The sequence below is a fragment of the Cronobacter sp. HA18003 genome (assembly GCF_011605905.1).
In the GTDB taxonomy this organism is placed as follows: domain Bacteria; phylum Pseudomonadota; class Gammaproteobacteria; order Enterobacterales; family Enterobacteriaceae; genus Cronobacter; species Cronobacter sakazakii.
Window position 1 is genome coordinate 450303 of the sequence record NZ_JAANQO010000023.1, and the last position, 22961, is coordinate 473263.

Here is a 22961-nt window from a genome sequence, read left to right on the forward strand (position 1 = left end):
TTATGTCGCAACTAGATTTACCGCCAGGGTTTGACTTTGAACAGGCCGGGAAAGAGGTCCTGACTATTGAGCGCGCAGGCCTGGAACAGCTGGATCAATACATTAACGCCGACTTTGCCCGCGCCTGCGAAAGCATGTTCTACTGCCGCGGCAAAGTGGTCGTGATGGGCATGGGCAAGTCAGGACACATCGGTAAAAAAATGGCGGCCACGCTCGCCAGCACCGGCACACCGTCATTCTTTGTGCATCCGGCCGAGGCGAGCCACGGTGATTTAGGCATGGTGAGCGCGCAGGATATCGTGATAGCGATTTCCAATTCCGGTGAGTCCAACGAAATTCTGGCGCTGATCCCGGTGCTCAAACGTCTGCAGGTACAGCTTATCTGTATGACAGGCCGTCCGGAGAGCGCCATGGCGAAAGCCGCGGACATCCACCTGTGCGTGAAAGTCCCGCACGAAGCCTGCCCGCTCGGTCTCGCGCCGACGTCCAGCACCACCGCGACGCTGGTGATGGGCGACGCGCTCGCCGTTGCGCTGTTGAAAGCGCGCGGCTTTACCGCTGAAGATTTCGCGCTCTCGCACCCAGGCGGCGCGCTCGGGCGCAAGCTGCTGCTGCGGGTTAACGATATCATGCACACGGGCGATGAAATTCCGCACGTCAGCAAAGAGGCCTCTCTGCGCGACGCGCTTCTGGAAATCACCCGCAAAAACCTTGGCATGACGGTCATTTGTGATGACCTGATGAAAATCGAAGGCGTCTTTACTGATGGCGACTTGCGCCGCGTCTTTGATATGGGCGGCGATCTGCACCAGATGAAAATTGTTGATGTGATGACGCCCGGCGGTATTCGGGTGCGTCCGGGCACGCTCGCGGTCGATGCGCTGAACCTGATGCAGTCGCGTCATATTACTTCCGTCATGGTGGCTGATGGCGACCAGTTGCGCGGTGTGATACATATGCATGATTTGCTGCGCGCAGGCGTGGTGTAACAAAGGAAAGGTTTAATGAGTAACCCTGATGGCGCCCTCTCTACCTGCTACGGGCCGGTGAGCGCGCAGGTCATTGAGCGGGCGGCGCAAATCCGCCTGCTGATTCTGGATGTCGACGGCGTAATGTCTGACGGCCTGATTTACATGGGCAACAGCGGCGAAGAGCTGAAAGCCTTCAACGTGCGCGACGGCTACGGCATTCGCTGCGCGCTGACGTCCGGCATTGAGGTCGCGATTATCACCGGTCGTAAAGCGAAGCTGCTGGAAGACCGCTGCGAGACGCTCGGCATTACGCATCTTTACCAGGGGCAGTCCGATAAGCTCGTCGCTTACCGTCAACTGCTCGAAAAACTGGCGCTTTCTCCAGAAAATGTCGCCTATGTGGGCGATGATTTAATTGACTGGCCCGTCATGGCGCAGGTCGGGCTGAGCGTCGCGGTAGCGGATGCGCATCCGTTGCTCACGCCGAAAGCCGATTACGTCACGCGTATTGCTGGCGGGCGCGGCGCGGTGCGCGAAGTGTGTGATCTTCTGCTGCTGGCGCAGGGCAAACTAGATGAGGCCATAGGGCAATCCATATGAGTAAGACCAGACGCTGGGTCATTATCCTGCTGGCGCTGGCCGCGCTGGTGCTGATTGGCATTAATCTGGCCGATCAGGATGAAAGCGGCCCGACGACGGTAAACAGCAACGAACCAACATACCAGAGCGAACAGTCGAATACGCTGGTCTATAGCCCGGAAGGGGCGCTCAACTACCGCCTGGTCGCACAGCATGTCGAATATTTTTCTGACGACGGCGTCTCCTGGTTTACGCAGCCGGTGATGACGACCTTCGATACCAATAAAGTGCCGACCTGGTCGGTCAAGGCGGATCGTGCCAAACTGACCAATGACAGGATGCTCTATCTGACCGGTCATGTGGAAGTGAACGCGCTGACGCCCGATTCACAGTTACGCAAAATTACGACCGACAAGGCGGAGATCAACCTGGTCACCCAGGACGTTACCTCTGATACGCTTGTTACTCTTTACGGCACCAGCTTTAATTCCAGCGGCCTGAAAATGCGCGGGAACCTTCGCAGCAAAAATGCCGAGCTGATTGAAAAGGTTAGAACCTCCTATGAAATCCAGAATAAACAAACTCAGCCTTAATCTCGTACTCACCAGTACGCTGCTGGCGGCAGGCTTCCCGGCGTTCGCGTTAACGGGCGATACCGAACAGCCTATTCACATTGAATCTGACCAGCAGTCGCTGGACATGCAGGGTAACGTGGTCACGTTTACCGGCAACGTCGTGGTGACGCAGGGTTCGATCAAAATCAACGCCGATAAAGTTGTCGTGACGCGTCCTGGCGGCGAGAAAGGTAAAGAAGTGATTGACGGCTATGGCAATCCGGCCACGTTCTATCAGATGCAGGACAACGGCAAGCCGGTGAAAGGCCACGCCGCCAAAATGCACTATGAGCTGCAAAACGACTTTGTGGTGCTGACCGGCAACGCCTATCTTGAGCAGCTCGACAGCAATATCAAAGGCGACAAAATCACTTATCTCGTGAAAGAGCAGAAAATGCAGGCGTTCAGCGAGAAAGGCAAACGCGTGACCACCGTACTGGTGCCGTCGCAGTTGCAAAATAAAGACGGCACCTCTCAGGCGCCCGCCCAGAACAAGAGTAACTAAACCCTTATGGCAACACTCATTGCGAAACACCTGGCGAAAGCCTACAAAGGCCGCCGCGTAGTGGAAGATGTCAGCCTGACGGTGAATTCAGGCGAGATTGTCGGCCTGCTTGGCCCGAACGGCGCGGGTAAAACCACGACATTCTATATGGTGGTGGGCATCGTGCCGCGCGACGCGGGCGACATCATCATTGATGATGAAAATATCAGTCTGTTGCCGCTGCACGCCCGCGCGCGTCGCGGTATCGGCTATCTGCCGCAGGAGGCGTCAATCTTCCGCCGCCTGAGCGTCTATGACAACCTGATGGCGGTCCTGCAGATTCGCGACGATCTCAGCACCGAGCAGCGTGAAGACCGCGCCAAAGAGCTGATGGAAGAGTTCCACATCGACCATCTGCGCGACAGCCTCGGCCAGTCGCTCTCCGGCGGTGAACGTCGCCGTGTGGAGATCGCCCGCGCGCTCGCGGCGAACCCGAAGTTTATCCTGCTGGATGAGCCGTTCGCCGGTGTCGACCCGATTTCGGTTATCGATATCAAACGCATTATCGAGCATCTGCGCGACAGCGGCCTCGGCGTGCTGATTACCGACCACAACGTGCGTGAAACGCTGGCCGTCTGCGAACGCGCCTACATCGTAAGCCAGGGCCACCTTATCGCCCACGGCACGCCTGATGAAATCCTGCAGGACGAACAGGTTAAACGCGTATACCTTGGGGAAGAGTTCAGACTCTGATAGGGTAGGGCAACAGGCAGAAACGGCGCGCGACCCGGCGCGCCCTGCTGCACAGGTCTTTTTGACGTTTACACCTGAGGATTTTTGCTCTGAATATGAAGCAAGGTTTGCAACTAAGGCTTAGCCAACAGCTCGCCATGACGCCGCAGTTGCAGCAGGCCATCCGCTTGTTGCAATTGTCCACGCTGGAGCTTCAGCAGGAGCTGCAACAGGCGCTGGAGAGTAACCCCCTGCTTGAACAAACCGACATTCACGACGAAATTGCCACTCAGGAAACGCAGGACAGCGAAGGGCTGGACACCGCCGAAGCGCTGGAGCAAAAAGAGATGCCGGACGAGCTGCCGCTTGACGCCAGCTGGGACGAAATCTACACCGCGGGTACGCCTTCAGGCACCGGCACCGACTATATCGACGACGAACTGCCCGTTTATCAGGGCGAAACCACCCAGAGCCTGCAGGATTACCTGATGTGGCAGGTGGAGCTGACGCCGTTTTCCGATACCGATCGCGCCATCGCCACGGCGATCGTCGACGCGGTGGATGACACCGGCTATCTCACCGTGACGGTGCAGGATATTCTCGACGGCATGGGCGACAGCGATGGTGATATCGGCCTCGAAGAGATCGAAGCTGTGCTTAAGCGCGTTCAGCGTTTCGATCCGGTCGGCGTCGCCGCCCGGGATCTGCGCGATTGCCTGTTGATCCAGCTTTCGCAGTTTAGCGCCGAAACGCCTTTTCTTGCCCAGGCGCGCCAGATAGTCAGCGATCACCTCGACCTGCTGGCCAACCATGATTTCCGCAGCCTGATGCGCGTCACGCGCCTTAAAGAAGATGTGCTGAAAGAAGCCGTTAATCTTATCCAGTCGCTCGATCCGCGCCCCGGCCAGTCGATCCAGACCGGCGAGCCGGAATATGTTATTCCCGATGTGCTGGTGCGCAAGCATAACGGCCGCTGGACGGTCGAGCTTAACGCCGACAGCATTCCCCGGCTTAAAATCAATCAGCAGTACGCCGCCATGTCCGGCAGCGCGCGCAATGAATCCGACAGCCAGTTCATCCGCAGCAACCTCCAGGAAGCCAAATGGCTTATCAAAAGCCTGGAGAGTCGTAACGACACGCTGTTGCGCGTCAGCCGCTGTATCGTCGAACAGCAACAGGCGTTCTTTGAGCAGGGCGAAGAGTATATGAAGCCGATGGTGCTGGCGGATATCGCGCAGGCGGTCGAGATGCATGAATCCACCATCTCCCGCGTCACCACGCAAAAATATCTGCACAGCCCGCGCGGCATCTTTGAATTAAAGTATTTTTTCTCAAGCCACGTGAACACCGAGGGCGGCGGCGAAGCCTCGTCCACGGCTATCCGCGCGCTGGTGAAAAAGTTGATTGCAGCGGAGAACCCCGCGAAACCCTTAAGCGACAGCAAGTTAACGTCTATGCTGTCAGAACAGGGGATCATGGTGGCCCGCCGTACCGTTGCGAAGTATCGAGAATCTTTATCCATACCGCCGTCAAACCAGCGCAAACAGCTGGTCTGACCCAACCGATAAGGAAGACACTATGCAGCTCAACATCACAGGACAAAACGTCGAAATCACTGAAGCGTTGCGCGAATTCGTTAACACCAAGTTCGCCAAGCTGGAGCAGTATTTCGAAAGGATTAATCAGGTCTATATTGTGCTGAAGGTGGAAAAGGTGACGCAGGTCGCCGACGCCACCCTGCATGTGAACGGCGGGGAGCTGCATGCCAGTTCGGAAGGGCAGGATATGTACGCCGCCATTGACGGTTTGATTGATAAACTGGCGCGGCAGCTCACTAAACACAAAGATAAACTGAAACAACATTAATTGTCCGGGCGTTTCGCTGGGACATCGGCGGCTCGTGGCCCGTGCGGCGAGCCGTCGCACCAGAAAACGCTTAGGTGAAATTATGATGAATAATGATTCGGCTCTGCCATTGAGCAATGTATTAAACCAGGAATGCACTCGCAGCGGCGTACACTGCCAGAGCAAAAAGCGCGCCCTGGAAATTATCAGCGAGCTGGCGGCAAAGCAGCTCAGCCTGCCGCCGCAGGTCGTTTTTGAAGCGATCCTCACGCGTGAGCGTATGGGCAGTACCGGCATCGGTAATGGCATTGCCATCCCGCACGGCAAGCTCGAAGAAGATACGCTGCGTGCCGTTGGCGTTTTCGTCCAGCTCGAAACGCCTATCCCTTTCGACGCCATTGATAACCAGCCCGTCGATTTACTTTTTGCGCTGCTGGTGCCGGCGGATCAAACCAAAACGCATCTGCATACGCTCTCTCTGGTGGCGAAGCGGCTGGCGGACAAAACGATTTGTCGCCGTCTGCGCGCCGCGCAAAGCGATGAAGAGCTCTACCAGATAATCACTGAAACCAGTGAAGAGAATGAATGACCGTGCCGACAGGCACAATCCAGGAGGCACCGGTTACCCGGTCTGAAGTGTGGAGAAACAGCAGATGGTTCTGATGATCGTCAGTGGACGTTCAGGGTCAGGGAAATCGGTCGCCCTGCGTGCACTGGAAGATATGGGGTTCTACTGCGTCGATAACCTGCCTGTCGTGCTGCTGCCTGAACTGGCGCGCACGCTTTCAGAAAGGCAGATATCCGCCGCGGTGAGCATTGATGTTCGCAATATGCCGGAATCCCCGGAGGTGTTTGAGCAGGCGATGAACAACCTGCCGGACGCGTTCTCTCCGCAACTGCTGTTCCTCGACGCCGATCGCAACACGCTTATCCGCCGCTACAGCGATACGCGTCGTCTGCATCCGCTCTCCAGCAAAAATCTCTCGCTGGAGAGCGCCATCGATGAAGAGAACGATCTGCTGGAGCCGCTGCGCTCGCGTGCGGATCTGATCGTCGATACCTCGGAAATGTCGGTGCATGAGCTGGCGGAGATGTTGCGTACGCGCCTTCTTGGCAAGCGCGAGCGCGAACTCACGATGGTGTTTGAATCGTTCGGCTTTAAACACGGCATACCTATCGACGCCGATTACGTTTTCGACGTCCGTTTCCTGCCGAACCCGCACTGGGACCCGAAACTGCGTCCAATGACCGGCCTCGATAAGCCCGTCGCGGCGTTTCTCGACCGCCATACCGAAGTGCATAATTTCATCTACCAGACCCGCAGCTACCTGGAACTCTGGCTGCCGATGCTGGAAACCAACAACCGCAGCTATCTCACCGTCGCGATTGGCTGCACCGGCGGTAAACACCGCTCTGTTTATATCGCCGAACAGCTGGCGGATTACTTCCGCTCGCGCGGCAAGAACGTTCAGTCCCGCCATCGCACGCTGGAAAAACGCAAATCATGACCGTAAAACAGACCGTTGAAATCACCAACAGGCTCGGGATGCACGCCCGCCCGGCCATGAAGTTGTTTGAACTGGTGCAGAGCTTTGACGCGGAAGTGTTATTGCGTAATGAAGCGGGCACGGAAGCGGAAGCCAGCAGCGTTATCGCGCTACTGATGCTGGATTCCGCCCAGGGCGGGCATATTGAAATTGAAGCCACCGGCCCGCAGGAAAAAGAAGCGCTGGCGGCCGTCATCGCGCTGTTTAACGCAGGCTTTGACGAAGACTGACCGCCCAGCCCTCAGCGCAGCTTATGCTGCGCCATAAACCCTTCTCCACCGAGCTGGCGCATCTGGCGCAAAATCCACTGCTGACGCGCACGCACGTAGCCTGACGGCGCACTCGCCTTATAGCGCAGCGGGTTAGGCAGCACCGCCGCCAGTAGCGCCGCTTCGGATGCCGACAGGCGGCTGGCGGGCTTGTTGAAATAGCGCTGTGACGCCTCTTCCACGCCAAACACGCCGTCGCCGAATTCTGCGATATTCAGATAGACCGTCAGAATGCGGCGCTTACTCCAGACGGTTTCAATGCCGAGCGTTAAGCCCGCCTCCAGCCCTTTTCGCACCCAGCTGCGTCCGTCCCATAAAAACAGGTTTTTAGCCGTTTGCTGCGACAGCGTGGACGCCCCGCGGATGCGGCGGCTGTTTTCATTATGCGCGACGGCTTTCTGAATCGCCGCCACGTCAAAGCCCCAGTGCTCCGGGAAGGTCTGATCTTCCGCCGCGATCACCGCAAGCCCCATCCAGGGCGAAATCTCATCCATGCTCACCCAGTCGGAGTGCGCCACGTAGCGAAAATCGCCGCTAAACCACGCGGAGAACTGCCGCTCGACCATAACCGCTGAAAACGGCACCGGCATCACGCTGAACAGCAGAATGCCCGCAATCCAGACGCCGAGCACCGCCAGAATGGCGCGTAGTGCCAGCCGACGCAGACGCACGAACAGCGAGCCGCGCGTTTTACTCATTCGCACATCGCCACCAGGCGCGCCACCAGCTTCTCAATGCCTGCCGCCGCTTCGTCGATGCTTTCCGCCAGCATATAAGCGGGCGTGGTCAGCACTTTGTTGTCTTCATCGACCACAATATCGTCTACCGGGCACGGCACATGTTCGCCACCCATCTCTTCCACCAGTTCGGCGGTATCGATATCGGTGCCGATGGTCAGTCGCAAAGGCGCGGCGATAATTTTCGGCAGCATCGCGGGCGCGATACAGATAAACCCGAGCGGTTTGCCGGCGTCGTGCATCGCACGTGCCAGCGCCAGAAGCGCCGGATCAACCGAACATTCGCTGCCACGCGTGGCGAAATCGCACAGGTTTTTGGCGGCACCGAAGCCACCTGGCACCACCAGCGCATCGAGTTCTTCCGCGCGCGCCTGTTCCAGCGGCGTTATCTTGCCGCGGGCGATGCGGGCCGCTTCAACAAGCACATTGCGCGTCTCGCCGGTCGATTCGCCCGTGACGTGATTAATCACGTCCGCTTGTGGTTTATCGGGCGCAAAGCAGACCGCCTGCGCGCCATTACGGGCCAGTGCCAGCAGGGTTATCACCGCCTCATGAATTTCTGAACCGTCATAAACGCCACAACCGCTTAAAACCACTCCGATTTTTTTCATGATTTATCCTTACGTTAAGCCGTTGAAACCTGGAGTAAAATGTTATTTAAACGTTATGCTTCACACATTTTACTGATTCACATAACAAATCATTTAAGATTTGCTATCTTATGTACGAGCGCCTTGATCACTCAGGCCGCGCCACGTAGTTAAAAAGATCAACATCATTAATCAATGGCGAGGCCACGATTTCCCTGGTGTTGGCGCAGTATTCGCGCACCCCGGTTTAGCCGGGGTCATTTTTTTCCGGCGCCGGCAACCCACGCTTTCAGCGCACCGACGTCGTGTTGCCACTCCTGCTTCAGCTCTTCAATCCATTCCCCAACGTTATCCCACCACGCTGGCAGATCGGGCGACTGGATTTTTTGCGCCAGCTGCTGCAAATGACGCAGCCCGACCGCACCGGCAGCGCCTTTGATTTTATGGCCCTCTTCGACAATGCCTTTTTGATCGCGCGCGGTGAGGTTAGATTCCAGCACGCTCAGGTAGCCCGGCATCATTTTTTCAAACATTGCCAGACCGTCGGTGATGAGTTTAGGGCCAACCAGCTCCAGATACTGTTCCAGCATCGGGAGATCGAGCAGCGCCTGCTGCTTGCCGTCATCGCGTGTCGTCACGTCTTGCTCCTCATCGTCAGCTTGCGTATCCCAGAATTTTTTGATGGTCGCGGTCAGCGCCGGCACCGCCAGCGGTTTGCTCAGCACGTCGTCCATCCCCGCTTCCAGATACTCTTTTTTATCTTTGAGTACGTTGGCGGTCAGCGCCACCAGCGGCGGCAGCGCGTCGCGGGTATAACGGCGGTTCAGTTCGCGAGAGATATCAAGCCCGGTCATGTCCGGCAACTGGATATCCAGCAGCACCAGATCAAACTCGCCGGGGCTGAACATCTCCAGCGCCGCTTTGCCGGTCATGGCCACCTCGACGCTGCAACCGAGTTTTTCCAGCACCGACGTTGCCACGATAACGTTGAGCTCAATATCTTCCACCAGCAACACATGCAGCGCTGGCAGCGGCATTTCGTCGTCGTTGAGCGTATCTTCCACTTCTTCCGCCACGCGCGGTGCCTGCACCGTCAGAACAAACGTCGAGCCCTGCCCCGGTTTGCTGGATACCGTAATATCGCCGCCCATGCTTTTCGCGAGACGGCGCGACACCGCAAGCCCAATCCCTGTGCCCGTCGCCGGTTTGCCGCCCTGGCTGTCTTTCACCTGGTAATACATGGCGAAAATCTTGTCCTGCTCCTCCTGCGGAATACCGATGCCGGAATCTTCCACTTCAAAGCGTAGCTGCTCGTTTTCGTTATAGCTGACGCGCACCGTCACCTGGCCCTGTTGGGTAAATTTCACCGCGTTGCTGATAAGGTTCCAGAGGATCTGCCGCAGGCGCGTGCCGTCGGTCAGCACTTTATGCGGCACCGGACGCACCGGCTCCATCACGAAGCGCAGCCCTTTCTGCTGCGCCTGCAGGCCGGAGAGGTTTTCCAGGTCTGCCAGGAAGCTGGTGAAATCGACGGGCTGGTTATCAAGCTGCACTTTACGGCGCTCAATTTTATCCATGTCGATAATATCGTTGAAGATATTGCCAAGCGTCACGGCGGAAACGTGAATGGTCTTGAGGTATTTTTCCTGCTCGGCGCTGAGTTCGGTATCCAGCAAGATGCGGCTTAAGCCCACAATGCCATTCAGCGGCGTGCGCAGCTCATGGCTGATGGTGGAGATAAAGGTGGTCTTATCGCGGCTGGCGCGCTCCAGCGCGTCCTGATAGCGCTTACGCTCGGTAATATCGCGCCCAAAACCCATTAGCCCGTGGCGTTTGCCTACGCGGTCGTAATACGGCACTTTGCGAATTTCAAAGCAGGCTTTGCGGCCATCCGGGTAGTCGAGCCACTGCTCGTATGTCAGCGACACATTATGGCGGAAGACTTTTTCATCGGTCTCCAGCACTTTTTCCGCCGCCTCGGGCGCATAAACCTCATGCGGCTTCAGCCCAATCAGCTGTTTTTCGCTTTTACCGGTAAGCAACTCCATTGCCCGGTTGCAGCCGGAAAACTCTTTATCTTCATTACGGTAGAACACCAGATCTGGCGAGGCGTCAAGAAACGAGCGCAGAAAAGAGGACTGCTGTTCCAGCTGAATTTGCGTGACCTCGCGCTCTTTCATCTCCACTTTTAGCTGCTCCAGCATATTCTGGCGCTCGGCTTCCGCTTTTTCACGGTCGGCGATTTCCTGATTAAGCTGGGCGATGTTGTCTTTAAGTTGCACATTAAGCTTGAGATCGCGCTCGCGCATCTCTTCGAGCTTATCCACCAGCTTTGAAAGCCGCTGGCGCGACTCCTCAAGCTGCTCGACCACCACCGACAGAAAGTAGACTGCCCAGGGCGTGATCAACAGACCAAAGAAAATCGAGCGAATGACGTCAATGCTTTCGACCTGACCGTGCAGCACCATTGTCACGGCCATTTGCACCGCCATCGCCAGCACGACCAGCGCAAGGGCCAGCAGCAGCGAAAAACGCACCAGGCCAAGCTTTACCAGTAAATCGACGTAGTACTGCGCCAGCATGCGGATCTGTTTCATAAAGGATTCCTGTACTGATATTCCGTTCAATAATACCTAAATCCGCCCCTCTGGCGGAAACTCAGGCAAAAAAGTGCGGGGTGAGCAGGCGAGCGATCGAAAAAACAGCGTTTAGAGGGGGTCAGGCGCGCCGCGCCAGGGGCGACCAAGCGCTGAACCCTGCGCGCCGTGCTGGTTGAGATAGCGGTCAATCTCGACCATGCCGGTCCAGCGGTTCTCGCACCACAGCGGCGCAAGTAAGGTCGGACGGCGGGCGCTGGCGGAAATGCGATGGTAGATGATGTCCGGCGGCGTATGGCGGATCATCTCACCCGCCGTGACGGTATAGTCATCCAGTGCGATGCCGCTAAGCCGCCCGGCCCGCCAGGCTTTCGCCATAATGCTGCCCTCGACAATATGCAACGGATGCAGCTTGATGCCATCCACGCCGGTCTCTACCACGCGCTCAAGCGACGTCAGCGCGTCGCTACGGGTTTCACCCGGCAGCCCGACAATAAGATGCGTGCACACCTGAAGCCCGCGCGCCCGCGCCCGACGCGTCGTCCCCTGGTAACAGGCGAAATCGTGCCCGCGGTTAATCCGGTGCAGGGTTTTATCCTTCGCGCTTTGCAACCCCAGCTCCAGCCAGACTTCATAGCCTTGCTCATGGTAGCCTGCGAGCAGATCCAGCACGCTCTCCGGCACGCAGTCCGGGCGCGTGCCGACGCACAGCCCGACAATATCCGCCTGGCTTATCGCCTGCTGGTACATGGCGCGTAAAACGTTCACTTCCGCAAAAGTGCTGGTGTAAGCCTGAAAATAGGCAAGATAACGGCGGGCGCGGTCGACGCGGGCGGCCTGCTGCGTCAGCTGTTGTTGAATGGAGAGATGCTGCTGGGTTTCATCGGCGAACGACGCGACATTGCAGAAAGTGCAGCCGCCGCGCCCCAGCGTGCCGTCGCGGTTCGGGCAACTGAAGCCGCCATGCAATGACAGCTTATGAACTTTCTGACCGTAGCGACGCGTCAGGTCGCCGCCAAACATATTGACTAATTTTTGTAACTGCATAATCTGAAAAGCCGCCCGGCGAAAGGGCGACAGCCTGCCATTTTTACTTCTTTACGGCGATGATCTGGATCAAGCGCCCCGCCCCGCCTTTATCTGATGAATAATCATTCACCATAAACGGTGTTTTAGTCACCAATACACTAATTACTTTTCCTTATGATCGTGCCGATTATTTAAGGAATATGACGGAGCGTAAAAAACAGAGCGTTTATGCGGCTTGCAGGCGCTTCACAACAGATCATGCTGCTTTAAAACCCAATAACAGTGCGGTATCCACTTCCAGCCGCTTTCTTATAGTGAGTCAGATCACACATCGCCGGGGCTTATTACCCGGAAAACCTAATGTAAAAAAGGTTAAAAATTATTATTTATCAATGGAATGCTTGCTCTTTAGCACACTTTTGAATAAATAAGAATGACATTTGACCTGTGTGCGGATTCCCGATAAGTTGGAAATTCGCTGGAAGCTTTCTCGATGGGCGTTCTGCCCATCATATTTATGCAGTAAATGAGATTCCCTCTTAAGTAAGTCCTCAACGACGATGTACCGATGAAAAAGGATATCAGGAGGGCGACACGCAAGGTGTGCGTTTAACGCCATACCCTGTCGCCACACCCTTTTTGCGCCCGCGCGCCATCGGTTCAGGAGGGAATCCCGCAGAGCCTGGGGAGGTTCACTGATATGTTGTACGATAAATCTCTTGAGAGAGATAACTGTGGTTTCGGCCTGATCGCCCACATAGAAGGCGAACCTAGCCACAAGGTTGTGCGTACCGCGATCCACGCGCTGGCCCGTATGCAGCACCGCGGCGCTATCCTCGCGGATGGTAAAACCGGTGACGGCTGCGGCCTGCTGCTGCAAAAGCCGGATCGCTTTTTCCGCATGGTCGCCGAAGAGCATGGCTGGCGCTTAGCCAAAAATTACGCCGTTGGCATGCTGTTCCTGAATCAGGATCCTGAAAAAGCCAGCGCCGCGCGTCGCATCGTTGAAGAAGAGCTGCAGCGGGAAACCCTGTCTATCGTGGGCTGGCGCGTGGTGCCGACCAACGAAGGTGTATTGGGTGAAATCGCGCTCTCCTCGATGCCGCGCATCGAACAGATTTTTGTGAACGCCCCGGCAGGCTGGCGTCCGCGTGATATGGAGCGCCGCCTGTTTATCGCGCGTCGCCGCATTGAAAAACGTCTGGTTGACGATAAAGAGTTCTACGTCTGTAGCCTCTCAAACCTGGTGAACATTTATAAAGGCCTGTGTATGCCGGCGGATCTGCCGCGCTTCTACCTGGACCTGGCGGATCTGCGGCTGGAGTCGGCCATCTGCCTGTTCCACCAGCGTTTCTCCACCAACACCGTACCGCGCTGGCCGCTGGCGCAGCCGTTCCGCTATCTGGCGCACAACGGTGAAATCAACACCATTACCGGCAACCGCCAGTGGGCGCGCGCGCGTACTTATAAATTCCAGACGCCGCTTATCCCCGATCTGCACGACGCCGCACCGTTTGTAAACGAAACCGGCTCTGACTCCAGCTCCATGGATAACATGCTTGAGCTGCTGCTGGCGGGCGGGATGGATATCGTGCGGGCCATGCGTCTGCTGGTGCCGCCGGCCTGGCAGAACAACCCGGATATGGACCCGGAGCTGCGCGCATTCTTTGACTTCAACTCCATGCATATGGAGCCGTGGGACGGCCCGGCGGGCATCGTGATGTCAGACGGCCGTTTCGCCGCCTGTAACCTTGACCGTAACGGCCTGCGCCCGGCGCGCTACGTCATCACGAAAGACAAGCTCATCACCTGCGCCTCCGAAGTGGGTATCTGGGATTACCAGCCGGATGAAGTCGTGGAAAAAGGCCGCGTAGGGCCTGGCGAGCTGATGGTTATCGACACCCGCGGCGGGCGCATCCTGCACTCGGCGGAAACCGACAACGATCTGAAGAGCCGCCACCCGTACAAAGAGTGGATGGAGAAAAACGTTCGCCGTCTGGTGCCGTTTGAAGATCTGCCTGACGATCAGGTCGGTACTCGTGAAATGGACGACGCCCTGCTCGAAAGCTATCAGAAGCAGTTCTTCTACAGCAACGAAGAGCTGGATTCCGTTATCCGCGTGCTGGGTGAAAACGGCCAGGAAGCGGTGGGTTCGATGGGCGACGATACGCCGTTCGCCGTGCTCTCCAGCCAGCCGCGCATTATTTACGACTACTTCCGCCAGCAGTTCGCCCAGGTGACTAACCCGCCTATCGATCCGCTGCGTGAAGCGCACGTGATGTCGCTTGCGACAAGCATCGGCCGCGAGATGAACGTTTTCTGCGAAGCTGAAGGCCAGGCGCACCGCCTGAGCTTTAAATCGCCGATTCTGCTCTACTCCGACTTTAAACAGCTCACCACGCTTGAAGAAGAGCACTATCGCGCCGATACGCTCGATATCACCTTCTCGCCTGCGCAGGCAACGCTGGAAGAGACCGTTAAAGCGCTGTGCGATAAAGCCGAACAGATGGTGCGCAACGGCACCGTGCTGCTGGTGCTCTCGGATCGCAACATCGCCAAAGATCGTCTGCCGGTACCGGCACCGATGGCCGTCGGTGCTATTCAGACGCGGCTGGTGGAACAGAGCCTGCGCTGCGACGCCAACATTATTGTCGAAACCGCCAGCGCCCGCGATCCGCACCACTTCGCCGTACTGCTGGGCTTCGGCGCCACCGCTATCTATCCGTATCTCGCCTACGAAACGCTGGCGAAACTGGTGGATACCGGCGCTATCGAAAAAGATTACCGCAGCGTGATGCTGAACTACCGCAACGGCATCAACAAAGGGCTTTACAAGATCATGTCCAAAATGGGCATCTCGACCATCGCTTCTTACCGCTGCTCCAAACTGTTTGAAGCCGTCGGCCTGCACCGCGACGTCTCCGAGCTTTGCTTCCAGGGCGTGGTCAGCCGCATCGGCGGCGCGGGCTTCGCCGACTTCGAACAGGATCTGCTGAACCTGTCGAAGCGCGCCTGGCTTGTGCGCAAACCGCTCGTGCAGGGCGGATTGCTGAAATATGTTCACGGTGGCGAATACCACGCCTACAACCCGGATGTGGTGCGCACCCTCCAGCAGGCGGTACAGAGCGGCGACTACAGCGACTATCAGCAATACGCGAAGCTGGTTAACGAACGTCCGGCGGCGACGCTGCGCGATCTGCTGGCGCTGAACCCGCAGGCGGACGCGGTGCGCGTGGAAGATGTCGAACCGGCGAGCGAGCTGTTCAAACGTTTTGATACCGCGGCGATGTCTATCGGCGCGCTGAGCCCGGAAGCGCATGAGTCGCTGGCGGAGGCGATGAACAGCCTCGGCGGATTCTCAAACTCCGGCGAAGGCGGCGAAGATCCGGCGCGTTACGGCACCAATAAAGTGTCGCGCATTAAGCAGGTGGCCTCCGGCCGCTTCGGCGTGACGCCCGCGTATCTGGTCAACGCCGATGTGATTCAGATTAAAGTGGCGCAGGGCGCGAAACCGGGTGAAGGCGGTCAGCTGCCTGGCGATAAAGTCACCCCGTACATCGCGCGTCTGCGTTATTCGGTGCCGGGCGTGACGCTGATCTCCCCGCCGCCGCACCACGACATCTACTCGATTGAAGATCTGGCGCAGCTGATTTTCGACTTAAAACAGGTCAACCCGAAGGCGATGATCTCCGTGAAGCTGGTGTCTGAGCCGGGCGTGGGCACCATCGCCACCGGCGTGGCGAAAGCCTATGCGGATCTCATCACCATCGCAGGCTACGACGGCGGCACGGGCGCAAGCCCGCTCTCCTCCGTGAAATACGCGGGCTGCCCGTGGGAGCTGGGTCTTGTGGAAACGCAGCAGGCGCTGGTCGCCAACGGTCTGCGCCATAAGATTCGCCTGCAGGTGGATGGCGGCCTGAAAACCGGTCTCGATATTATCAAAGCGGCCATCCTTGGCGCGGAAAGCTTCGGCTTCGGCACCGGCCCGATGGTGGCGCTGGGCTGTAAATATCTGCGTATTTGCCATCTGAACAACTGCGCCACCGGCGTGGCGACCCAGGATGACAAGCTGCGTAAAAACCACTACCACGGCCTGCCGTTCAAAGTGACCAACTACTTTGAATTCATCGCCCGTGAAACGCGTGAAATCATGGCTCAGCTTGGCGTGACGCGTCTGGTGGATCTGATTGGCCGCACGGATCTTCTGAAAGAGCTGGAAGGCTTTACGGCGAAGCAGCAGAAACTGGATCTGGCGAAACTGCTGGAAACCGCCGAGCCGCATCCGGGCAAAGCGGTCTACTGCACCGAAAGCAACCCGCCGTTCGATAAAGGCGACCTGAACGCGCAGCTGCTGGCCCAGGCGAAACCGTATGTCGATAGCCGCCAGAGCAAAACGTTCTGGTTTGATATCCGCAACACCGACCGCTCCGTTGGGGCGCTGCTGTCGGGCTACATTGCGCAGTCGCACGGCGATCAGGGGCTGGCTTCTGATCCCATCAAAGCGTACTTCACCGGGACGGCCGGACAGAGCTTCGGCGTCTGGAACGCAGGCGGCGTGGAGCTGCATCTGACGGGCGATGCCAACGACTATGTCGGCAAAGGCATGGCGGGCGGCTTGCTGGCGATTCGTCCGCCGGTAGGGTCGTCATTCAAGAGCTATGAAGCGAGCATTATCGGCAACACCTGCCTGTATGGCGCGACGGGCGGCCGTCTCTACGCCGCAGGCCGCGCGGGCGAGCGTTTCGCAGTGCGTAACTCCGGCGCGATTACCGTCGTGGAAGGCATCGGTGATAACGGCTGTGAATATATGACCGGCGGCATCGTCTGTATTCTCGGCAAAACCGGCGTGAACTTCGGCGCGGGCATGACGGGCGGTTTCGCTTACGTGCTCGATGAAGACGGCGAGTTCCGTAAACGCGTGAACCCGGAGCTGGTGGAAGTGCTGAATGTCGACGAGTTAGCGATTCATGAAGAACACCTGCGCGGGCTTATCACCGAGCATGTTCAACAGACCGGTTCACACCGCGGCGAAGAGATCCTGGCGAACTGGCCGGCGTTCTCAGCCAAATTCGCGCTGGTTAAACCGAAGTCCAGTGATGTAAAAGCATTGTTGGGTCACCGTAGTCGTTCCGCAGCCGAGCTGCGGGTGCAGGCGCAGTAAGAGGTCACGATTGATGAGTCAGAACGTTTACCAATTTATCGACTTACAGCGCGTTGATCCGCCGAAAAAGCCGCTTAAGATCCGTAAAATTGAGTTTGTGGAAATCTATGAGCCCTTCTCAGAAGGCCAGGCCAAAGCGCAGGCAGACCGCTGCCTGTCGTGCGGCAACCCTTACTGTGAATGGAAATGTCCGGTCCATAACTACATCCCTAACTGGCTGAAGCTTGCCAACGAAGGGCGCATTTTCGAAGCCGCTGAGCTGTCTCACCAGACTAACACGCTGCCGGAAGTGTGCGGCCGCGTCTGTCCACAGGATCGCCTGTGCGAAGGTTCCTGCACGCTGAATGACGAATTCGGCGCGGTGACCATCGGCAACATCGAGCGCTATATCAACGATAAAGCGTTCGAAATGGGCTGGCGGCCGGATCTCTCCGGCGTGAAGCCGACCGGCAAACGCGTCGCTATCGTGGGCGCAGGCCCGGCAGGCCTTGCGTGCGCCGACGTGCTGACGCGCAACGGCGTAAAAGCGGTCGTGTTTGACCGTAACCCGGAAATCGGCGGCCTGCTGACTTTCGGCATTCCGGCCTTTAAGCTCGAAAAAGAAGTGATGACGCGCCGTCGTGAAATCTTCACCGGCATGGGGATTGAATTCCGGCTTAATACCGAAGTGGGCCGCGATGTCCAGATGAGCGATCTGCTGGGCGATTATGACGCGGTCTTCCTCGGCGTCGGCACCTATCAGTCGATGCGCGGCGGGCTGGAAAACGAAGACGCGCCGGGCGTGTATGAAGCGCTGCCGTTCCTTATCGCCAATACCCGTCAGATTATGGGCTTTGAGGAAGACGCGCAGCAGCCGTACATCAGCATGGAAGGCAAACGCGTGGTGGTGCTGGGCGGTGGTGATACCGCGATGGACTGTGTGCGTACCTCGGTGCGCCAGGGGGCGACTCACGTCATCTGCGCTTACCGTCGTGATGAAGAGAACATGCCGGGCTCCCGCCGCGAAGTGAAAAACGCACGCGAAGAAGGCGTTGAGTTCCAGTTCAACGTGCAGCCGCTTGGCGTTGAAATTAACGCCAACGGCAAAGTGTGCGGCGTGAAAATGGCGCGCACGCAGATGGGCGAGCCGGATGAAAAAGGCCGTCGTCGCGCCGAAATCGTGCCGGGCTCCGAGCATGTGCTGCCGGCTGATGCCGTGGTGATGGCGTTCGGCTTCCGTCCGCACAGCATGGAATGGCTGGCGCAGCACAGCGTGGAGCTGGATTCGCAGGGCCGTGTGATTGCGCCGGAAGGCAGTGAAAACGCCTTTCAGACCAGCAACCCGAAAATCTTCGCGGGTGGCGATATCGTGCGTGGCTCCGATCTGGTGGTGACCGCAATTGCTGAAGGCCGTAAAGCAGCAGACGGCATCATGAACTACCTCGAAGTCTGACCGTTTCGTCTGACGTTATAAAGGGAAGCCTCGCGCTTCCCTTTTTTATTTCATTTATCAATAAAGCAACCTTTTTTTCATTCCAGAAAAAGACTTCTGAAAGTAATCAATCATCGGATAACGCCTCCCGGTTAATTCCTTTTCCTGACTTTGTCACCGACTATATTCCTCCGAGCGCCTCATTATTCACCGATTATTTACAGCATCTATTAATATGGGTTCAGTATGAAATAAGATAGGCAGAACCATAATTTTATTATATTTATAAATTCTGTATCTTTCGGAAAGCATGTTATTTATGAGGACAATGAAATAAGCTGCCGCGACGCCGACACTTAATTCAACGCATTATTATATTGGACGTAATTATGGATACTTCTAAAACATTCAGGATGAACGTTGTCACAAAGCTGATACGCAATATTTTCCCGCTTATCGTTTTGTCCTCGCCAGTGATGGCAAATGCAGAAACTATTATTTCCAAAGATACCAGTAGTAGTTATATCGTCAGCGGTGACACTGATTATATCGTTAACCCTGACGTGACGATGTCCTCGTCAAAAACCAAACCTGCCGTCTCTGTTCAAGGTGAAGACATCGTTACCTTTACGAATAATGGCACCATTAAGAATGATTATGGCAATGCCATGCAGGTTGAAATTGACGGGCAAAGCTCAGACATGTTTACCCTGCAAAATAAAGGAACGATTAGCAGCGTAAATACCGGCATTAGCGTCACTGACGCTCAAAATGTCACCCTCGTTAATACCGGCACTATCTCCGGCAACGATTACGCGATTTCTTTCGAAAACGACGGTAATAATGCGCTGGTGCTTAAAGCAGGCTCCAGCCTCGGTGGCGATGTTATTACCACAGGCTCTGCCAACACGACGATTACCCTGAACGACAGCGGTAACGAGGACAGCAATTTTACCGGCGCGAACGAAGGCGACGGGTTTAAATCGCTGACGATGGACGGCAGCGACTGGACGCTGACCGGTAATGTCGATCTGACGGGTGAAGGCGACAGCCTTATCGTCAAAACCGGCAACCTGACGCTCGGCGGTGATGTAAAAAACAGCGGCGCAACGTTAATTAACGATGCGGCCTCGCTGCAAATCGGTACTGGCACGGGCGACAACGCGTCGCTGGAAGGTAACGTCACCAACAACGGTACGCTGATTTTCAACCAGGCGGCAGATTACATCTTCGCGGGCGATATTTCCGGCACCGGTAACCTCGTCAAAGAAGATGCCAACACGCTGACGCTCACGGGTAACAACAGCTTTAGCGGCGACACCACGCTTAAAGGCGGCACGACCCTTGTGGCCGAAAACGCCACGATGGGGCCAGACGGCGGCACCGGCATCATTAATATCGACAGCGGTGCCACGCTCGCGTCGGCGGGCACCGTCAACAGCAGCGTGGCGATTGCCGCAGGCGGCGTACTGGCGTCCTGGAATGCTGTCAGTGGCAATGAAAACGCCTCTACCCCGGCTGCGGGTAACACCATCAATGGCGACGTGACCAACCAGGGCACGCTGCAAATCGCGGGCAATAACAGCGTTGGTAATACCTTTACGATTAACGGCAACTACACCGGCGATGAGAATAGCCGCATCGTCATGAATACCGAGGCGGGTGCAGACAACTCTCCAACCGATCATCTCGCCATTACCGGTAATAGCGCTGGCAGCTCCTCACTTGAAGTGGCCAATATCGGCGGTCAGGGCGCACAAACCATCAACGGTATTGAGCTTATCAGCGTTGACGGCGCTTCTGATGCATCCTTCACGCTCGGTAAACCCGTCGTGGCGGGCATGTGGGAATACGATCTGTATAAGCACAACGACGGTAACTGGTATCTGGAGTCCAAAGCCAGCGATACGCCAGACCCGACGCCGGATCCAACGCCAGACCCGGATGATAATGGCGGCGATAATGGCGGTAACGATGACGGTGGTGATAACGGCGGTAACGATAATGGCGGCGGCGATACGCCACCGGCTCCGGAGGTTTATCGTCCGGAGGCTGGCGTCTATATGGCGAACTACCTGGCCGCACAGCAGATGTTTATTCACAAGCGTGACGACCGCGATCAGCTGATGCTGCGCGACGCTGACGATCTGAATACCTGGATGTACGTTAAAGGCGAGTATAACGACGGCAACTTCGCGGACAGCAATCTGAAATATAAAATCCGCTCCGCCGTGGTGCAGTTAGGCAGCGACTTCCTGAGCAAAGATCTCTCCACCGGCACGCTGCACAGCGGTTTTATGCTGGGCGCAGGCTACAGCGACACCACTGCAGATGCGCGCCATAATTCGCGCTCGGCAGATGGCCGCGTTAACGGTTATAACGTCGGCGTGTATGCTACCTGGCAGGAAGATCAGAAACTGCGTCTTGGCAGTTATATCGACAGCTGGGCGTCTTACAGCTGGTATAACAGCCAGGTGAATGGCGACGATATGCCGGGCGAGAAGTATGACAGCCAGGGCTATGCCGCGTCTCTGGAAGTCGGCCATGCCTGGCTGGTGCCGTCAGAGAAAGCGCGCACCATGAAGTTTGAACCGCAGGGCCAGGTGGTTTACAGCAATCTGGATCAGGATGACCACGTTGAATATAACGGCACGCGCATCAATACGCCGGATAATGACGCTGTGCTGGGCCGTATTGGCGTCAAGGCAAGTTACGTGGATCAGAAAGCCGTAGAAACCTGGCAGCCTTACGGCGCGGTGAACTGGCTCATCGGCAACGGTATGAGCGATCTGAACTTTAACGACGAGACGCTGGACTCAAACGTGCCGTCTAACCGCTTCCAGCTGGAAACGGGCGTCAGCGGTAAAGTAAATGACGCAACCACCGTTTCCTTCCGGGTCAGCAGCGAATGGGGCGATAACTCCTACAACGCGTATTCTGGCCACATGCTGGTGAACTATCGCTGGTAATTGCAGGCACAGAGACTAGTAATCAGCCCGGTAGAAACGACCGGGCTTTTTTTATGCCTGGAGCGCGCTGCGATGAAGCTTTAAGACGACCTTTTTGATTTCTGCTGGCTGCCTGATACTGCACCCGGGTTTATGCGGCTCACCCGGCATAAAAACGATAAACATGCCAGGCTCCATGATAATGGTCTGCTCTGCCTCAATGCGCGCGCAAAGCTGATAGTCCTCGGCCTCATGCCGCTCGCCGCACTCCCGTGCGCTGCCCGCGAGGCCATAACGCACCTGTTCCTGACCTTCCAGCAGAATCTGAATGTCTATGTAGTCCTGATGAAGTTCAGCACGCTTTTCCTGCGCAGCCTGTGTTGTAAAACACATCACGTTCATTAATAACCGCTCGCCCAACACATAACTGCCGGGCGCTTTGTGCGCCGGATGGCTCTCCAGCGCCTGCACGATAGCGTCAATCATTACCGGCGGCAGCCCTGCGGCATCAACCTTCTTAATATGTCCTGCAATCATACGTTTTCTCCCTGAGCGAGTAGCGCGGCCCCGATTAAGCCAGCATCGTGACGATAATGTGCCGCCGCAAGAGGCGTCTGAAACGCTGCGGGCTCACGAGCAAGAGCGTCGCGCACCCGCGGCAAATAACCGTCCGCCAGGCCGATACTGCCGCCTATCACCGCGAGCTGACAGTCGGTAACCGCTTTGAGATCGGCAATCAGCCGCGCCAGCGTCCGGGCAGAGCGCCCCACGAGAGCTATCGCCGCAGGCTCGCCCTCGCTGGCTTTCGCAAAAATCGCTTTCGCGTCGAGCCCGGCAAGCGTGTCTGTCGCTGCCGCCGCAAGCGCACGCCCGGAGGCGATAGCCTCCACACACCCTGTTCGCCCACAGCCGCAGCGCGGTCCGCCAGGATCGGCAAGCGTATGACCAAAGTGCCCCGCCAGGCCGCTCTGCCCTGTCTGCAGTTGCCCATGAATAATGACGCCGCCGCCAACGCCGGTAGATACCGTGATAAACACCATCTCGCTCACCATGTCTTTGCGCGCATGGTATTCCGCCCAGGCAGCCGCCTGCGCATCATTGACGGCAAGACACGGTAAGCCGGTCATCTGCGATACGGTTTCAGTCAAAGGGAAATGCGTAAGACCGCCGAGATTGTCGGGATTCATCGCTGTCAGCACGCCGTGGTGAATGACACCGGTAGCCGCAATCGCCACCCGATCTGCGTACACTTTCAGTGGGGAGAGTAACGCCTCAAGCGCCGCGCTGAGCGCTTGCGGCGTTTTGCTGGCAGGCGTGGGTATTTCCCGCCGCCCGCTGATACGCAGTGACGCATCAACCGTTGCGGCAGCCAGTTTGGTGCCACCTATGTCTATCGCCAGTACGTTCATGGCCTCTCCTTTTGCATCACATTGCAACACCACAGGCG

The 22961-nt window shown here is 57.0% G+C and carries 19 protein-coding genes; 13 read left to right on the forward strand and 6 right to left on the reverse strand.

Annotated elements, in window-relative coordinates:
- The first annotated feature begins 2 nt into the window (after positions 1–2).
- From kdsD to npr, 10 genes are all read left to right on the forward strand, one after another.
- Complete coding sequence (kdsD, locus tag G6041_RS16135) at positions 3–989, forward strand: arabinose-5-phosphate isomerase KdsD (RefSeq protein ID WP_041460750.1); 987 nt, start codon at positions 3–5, stop codon at positions 987–989.
- Positions 990–1004: 15 nt separating this feature from the next.
- Positions 1005–1571 (forward strand): 3-deoxy-manno-octulosonate-8-phosphatase KdsC, encoded by a 567-nt coding sequence (kdsC, locus tag G6041_RS16140; protein WP_012125968.1) that lies wholly within the window; start codon positions 1005–1007, stop codon positions 1569–1571.
- Positions 1568–2143 (forward strand): LPS export ABC transporter periplasmic protein LptC, encoded by a 576-nt coding sequence (gene lptC, locus G6041_RS16145; protein ID WP_007872827.1) that lies wholly within the window; start codon positions 1568–1570, stop codon positions 2141–2143. The genes kdsC and lptC overlap by 4 nt, the downstream gene beginning before the upstream one ends.
- Positions 2112–2669: a lipopolysaccharide ABC transporter substrate-binding protein LptA gene (gene lptA, locus G6041_RS16150; protein WP_004385091.1), complete on the forward strand. Its 558-nt coding sequence runs from the start codon at positions 2112–2114 to the stop codon at positions 2667–2669. Before lptC ends, lptA begins: the two co-directional genes overlap by 32 nt.
- Positions 2670–2675: 6 nt before the next feature.
- Positions 2676–3401 (forward strand): LPS export ABC transporter ATP-binding protein, encoded by a 726-nt coding sequence (gene lptB, locus G6041_RS16155; RefSeq protein WP_004385092.1) that lies wholly within the window; start codon positions 2676–2678, stop codon positions 3399–3401.
- 95 nt (positions 3402–3496) lie between these two features.
- Positions 3497–4936, forward strand: a complete 1440-nt coding sequence (rpoN, locus tag G6041_RS16160) for an RNA polymerase factor sigma-54 (protein WP_004385093.1) — start codon at positions 3497–3499, stop codon at positions 4934–4936.
- A gap of 22 nt (positions 4937–4958) precedes the next feature.
- Positions 4959–5246: a ribosome hibernation promoting factor gene (gene hpf / locus G6041_RS16165; protein WP_004385094.1), complete on the forward strand. Its 288-nt coding sequence runs from the start codon at positions 4959–4961 to the stop codon at positions 5244–5246.
- Between the two features lie 82 nt (positions 5247–5328).
- On the forward strand, positions 5329–5814 hold the full coding sequence (gene ptsN, locus G6041_RS16170; RefSeq protein ID WP_004385095.1) for a PTS IIA-like nitrogen regulatory protein PtsN: 486 nt from the start codon (positions 5329–5331) through the stop codon (positions 5812–5814).
- 64 nt (positions 5815–5878) lie between these two features.
- Positions 5879–6733: an RNase adapter RapZ gene (rapZ, locus tag G6041_RS16175; RefSeq protein WP_004385096.1), complete on the forward strand. Its 855-nt coding sequence runs from the start codon at positions 5879–5881 to the stop codon at positions 6731–6733.
- Positions 6730–7002 (forward strand): PTS phosphocarrier protein NPr, encoded by a 273-nt coding sequence (gene npr, locus G6041_RS16180; protein WP_004385097.1) that lies wholly within the window; start codon positions 6730–6732, stop codon positions 7000–7002. The genes rapZ and npr overlap by 4 nt, the downstream gene beginning before the upstream one ends.
- Positions 7003–7013: 11 nt before the next feature.
- Here npr and mtgA read toward each other — a convergent pair whose 3' ends face one another.
- The 4 genes from mtgA to G6041_RS16200 all read right to left on the reverse strand — a co-directional run bounded on the left by mtgA (position 7014) and on the right by G6041_RS16200 (position 12012).
- On the reverse strand, positions 7014–7739 hold the full coding sequence (gene mtgA / locus G6041_RS16185; protein WP_012125970.1) for a monofunctional biosynthetic peptidoglycan transglycosylase: 726 nt from the start codon (positions 7737–7739) through the stop codon (positions 7014–7016).
- Positions 7736–8389 (reverse strand): isoprenoid biosynthesis glyoxalase ElbB, encoded by a 654-nt coding sequence (elbB, locus tag G6041_RS16190; protein WP_012125971.1) that lies wholly within the window; start codon positions 8387–8389, stop codon positions 7736–7738. The genes mtgA and elbB overlap by 4 nt, the downstream gene beginning before the upstream one ends.
- A 236-nt stretch (positions 8390–8625) precedes the next feature.
- Complete coding sequence (gene arcB / locus G6041_RS16195; protein ID WP_012125972.1) at positions 8626–10965, reverse strand: aerobic respiration two-component sensor histidine kinase ArcB; 2340 nt, start codon at positions 10963–10965, stop codon at positions 8626–8628.
- Positions 10966–11076: 111 nt separating this feature from the next.
- Positions 11077–12012, reverse strand: a complete 936-nt coding sequence (locus tag G6041_RS16200) for a TIGR01212 family radical SAM protein (protein ID WP_012125973.1) — start codon at positions 12010–12012, stop codon at positions 11077–11079.
- A 682-nt stretch (positions 12013–12694) separates the two neighbouring features.
- On the opposite strand from G6041_RS16200, the gene gltB reads away from it, so the two are divergent.
- The 3 genes from gltB (at position 12695) to G6041_RS16215 (ending at position 21535) form a co-directional block, all read left to right on the forward strand.
- Complete coding sequence (gltB, locus tag G6041_RS16205; RefSeq protein WP_041460617.1) at positions 12695–17155, forward strand: glutamate synthase large subunit; 4461 nt, start codon at positions 12695–12697, stop codon at positions 17153–17155.
- 13 nt (positions 17156–17168) lie between these two features.
- Entirely contained in the window at positions 17169–18587 is a 1419-nt protein-coding gene (locus G6041_RS16210; RefSeq protein WP_004385103.1) for a glutamate synthase small subunit, read from the forward strand.
- A gap of 368 nt (positions 18588–18955) precedes the next feature.
- Positions 18956–21535 carry an autotransporter family protein gene (locus G6041_RS16215; RefSeq protein WP_166491669.1) on the forward strand — a complete coding sequence of 860 codons (2580 nt, stop codon included), beginning with the start codon at positions 18956–18958 and terminating at the stop codon, positions 21533–21535.
- 51 nt (positions 21536–21586) lie between these two features.
- On the opposite strand, the gene nanQ is transcribed toward G6041_RS16215, so the two are convergent.
- Both nanQ and nanK read right to left on the reverse strand, forming a co-directional pair.
- Positions 21587–22051, reverse strand: coding sequence for an N-acetylneuraminate anomerase (gene nanQ, locus G6041_RS16220; protein ID WP_012125977.1), 465 nt, complete (start codon positions 22049–22051; stop codon positions 21587–21589).
- On the reverse strand, positions 22048–22923 hold the full coding sequence (gene nanK / locus G6041_RS16225; RefSeq protein ID WP_012125978.1) for an N-acetylmannosamine kinase: 876 nt from the start codon (positions 22921–22923) through the stop codon (positions 22048–22050). Before nanK ends, nanQ begins: the two co-directional genes overlap by 4 nt.
- Positions 22924–22961 lie beyond the last annotated feature (38 nt).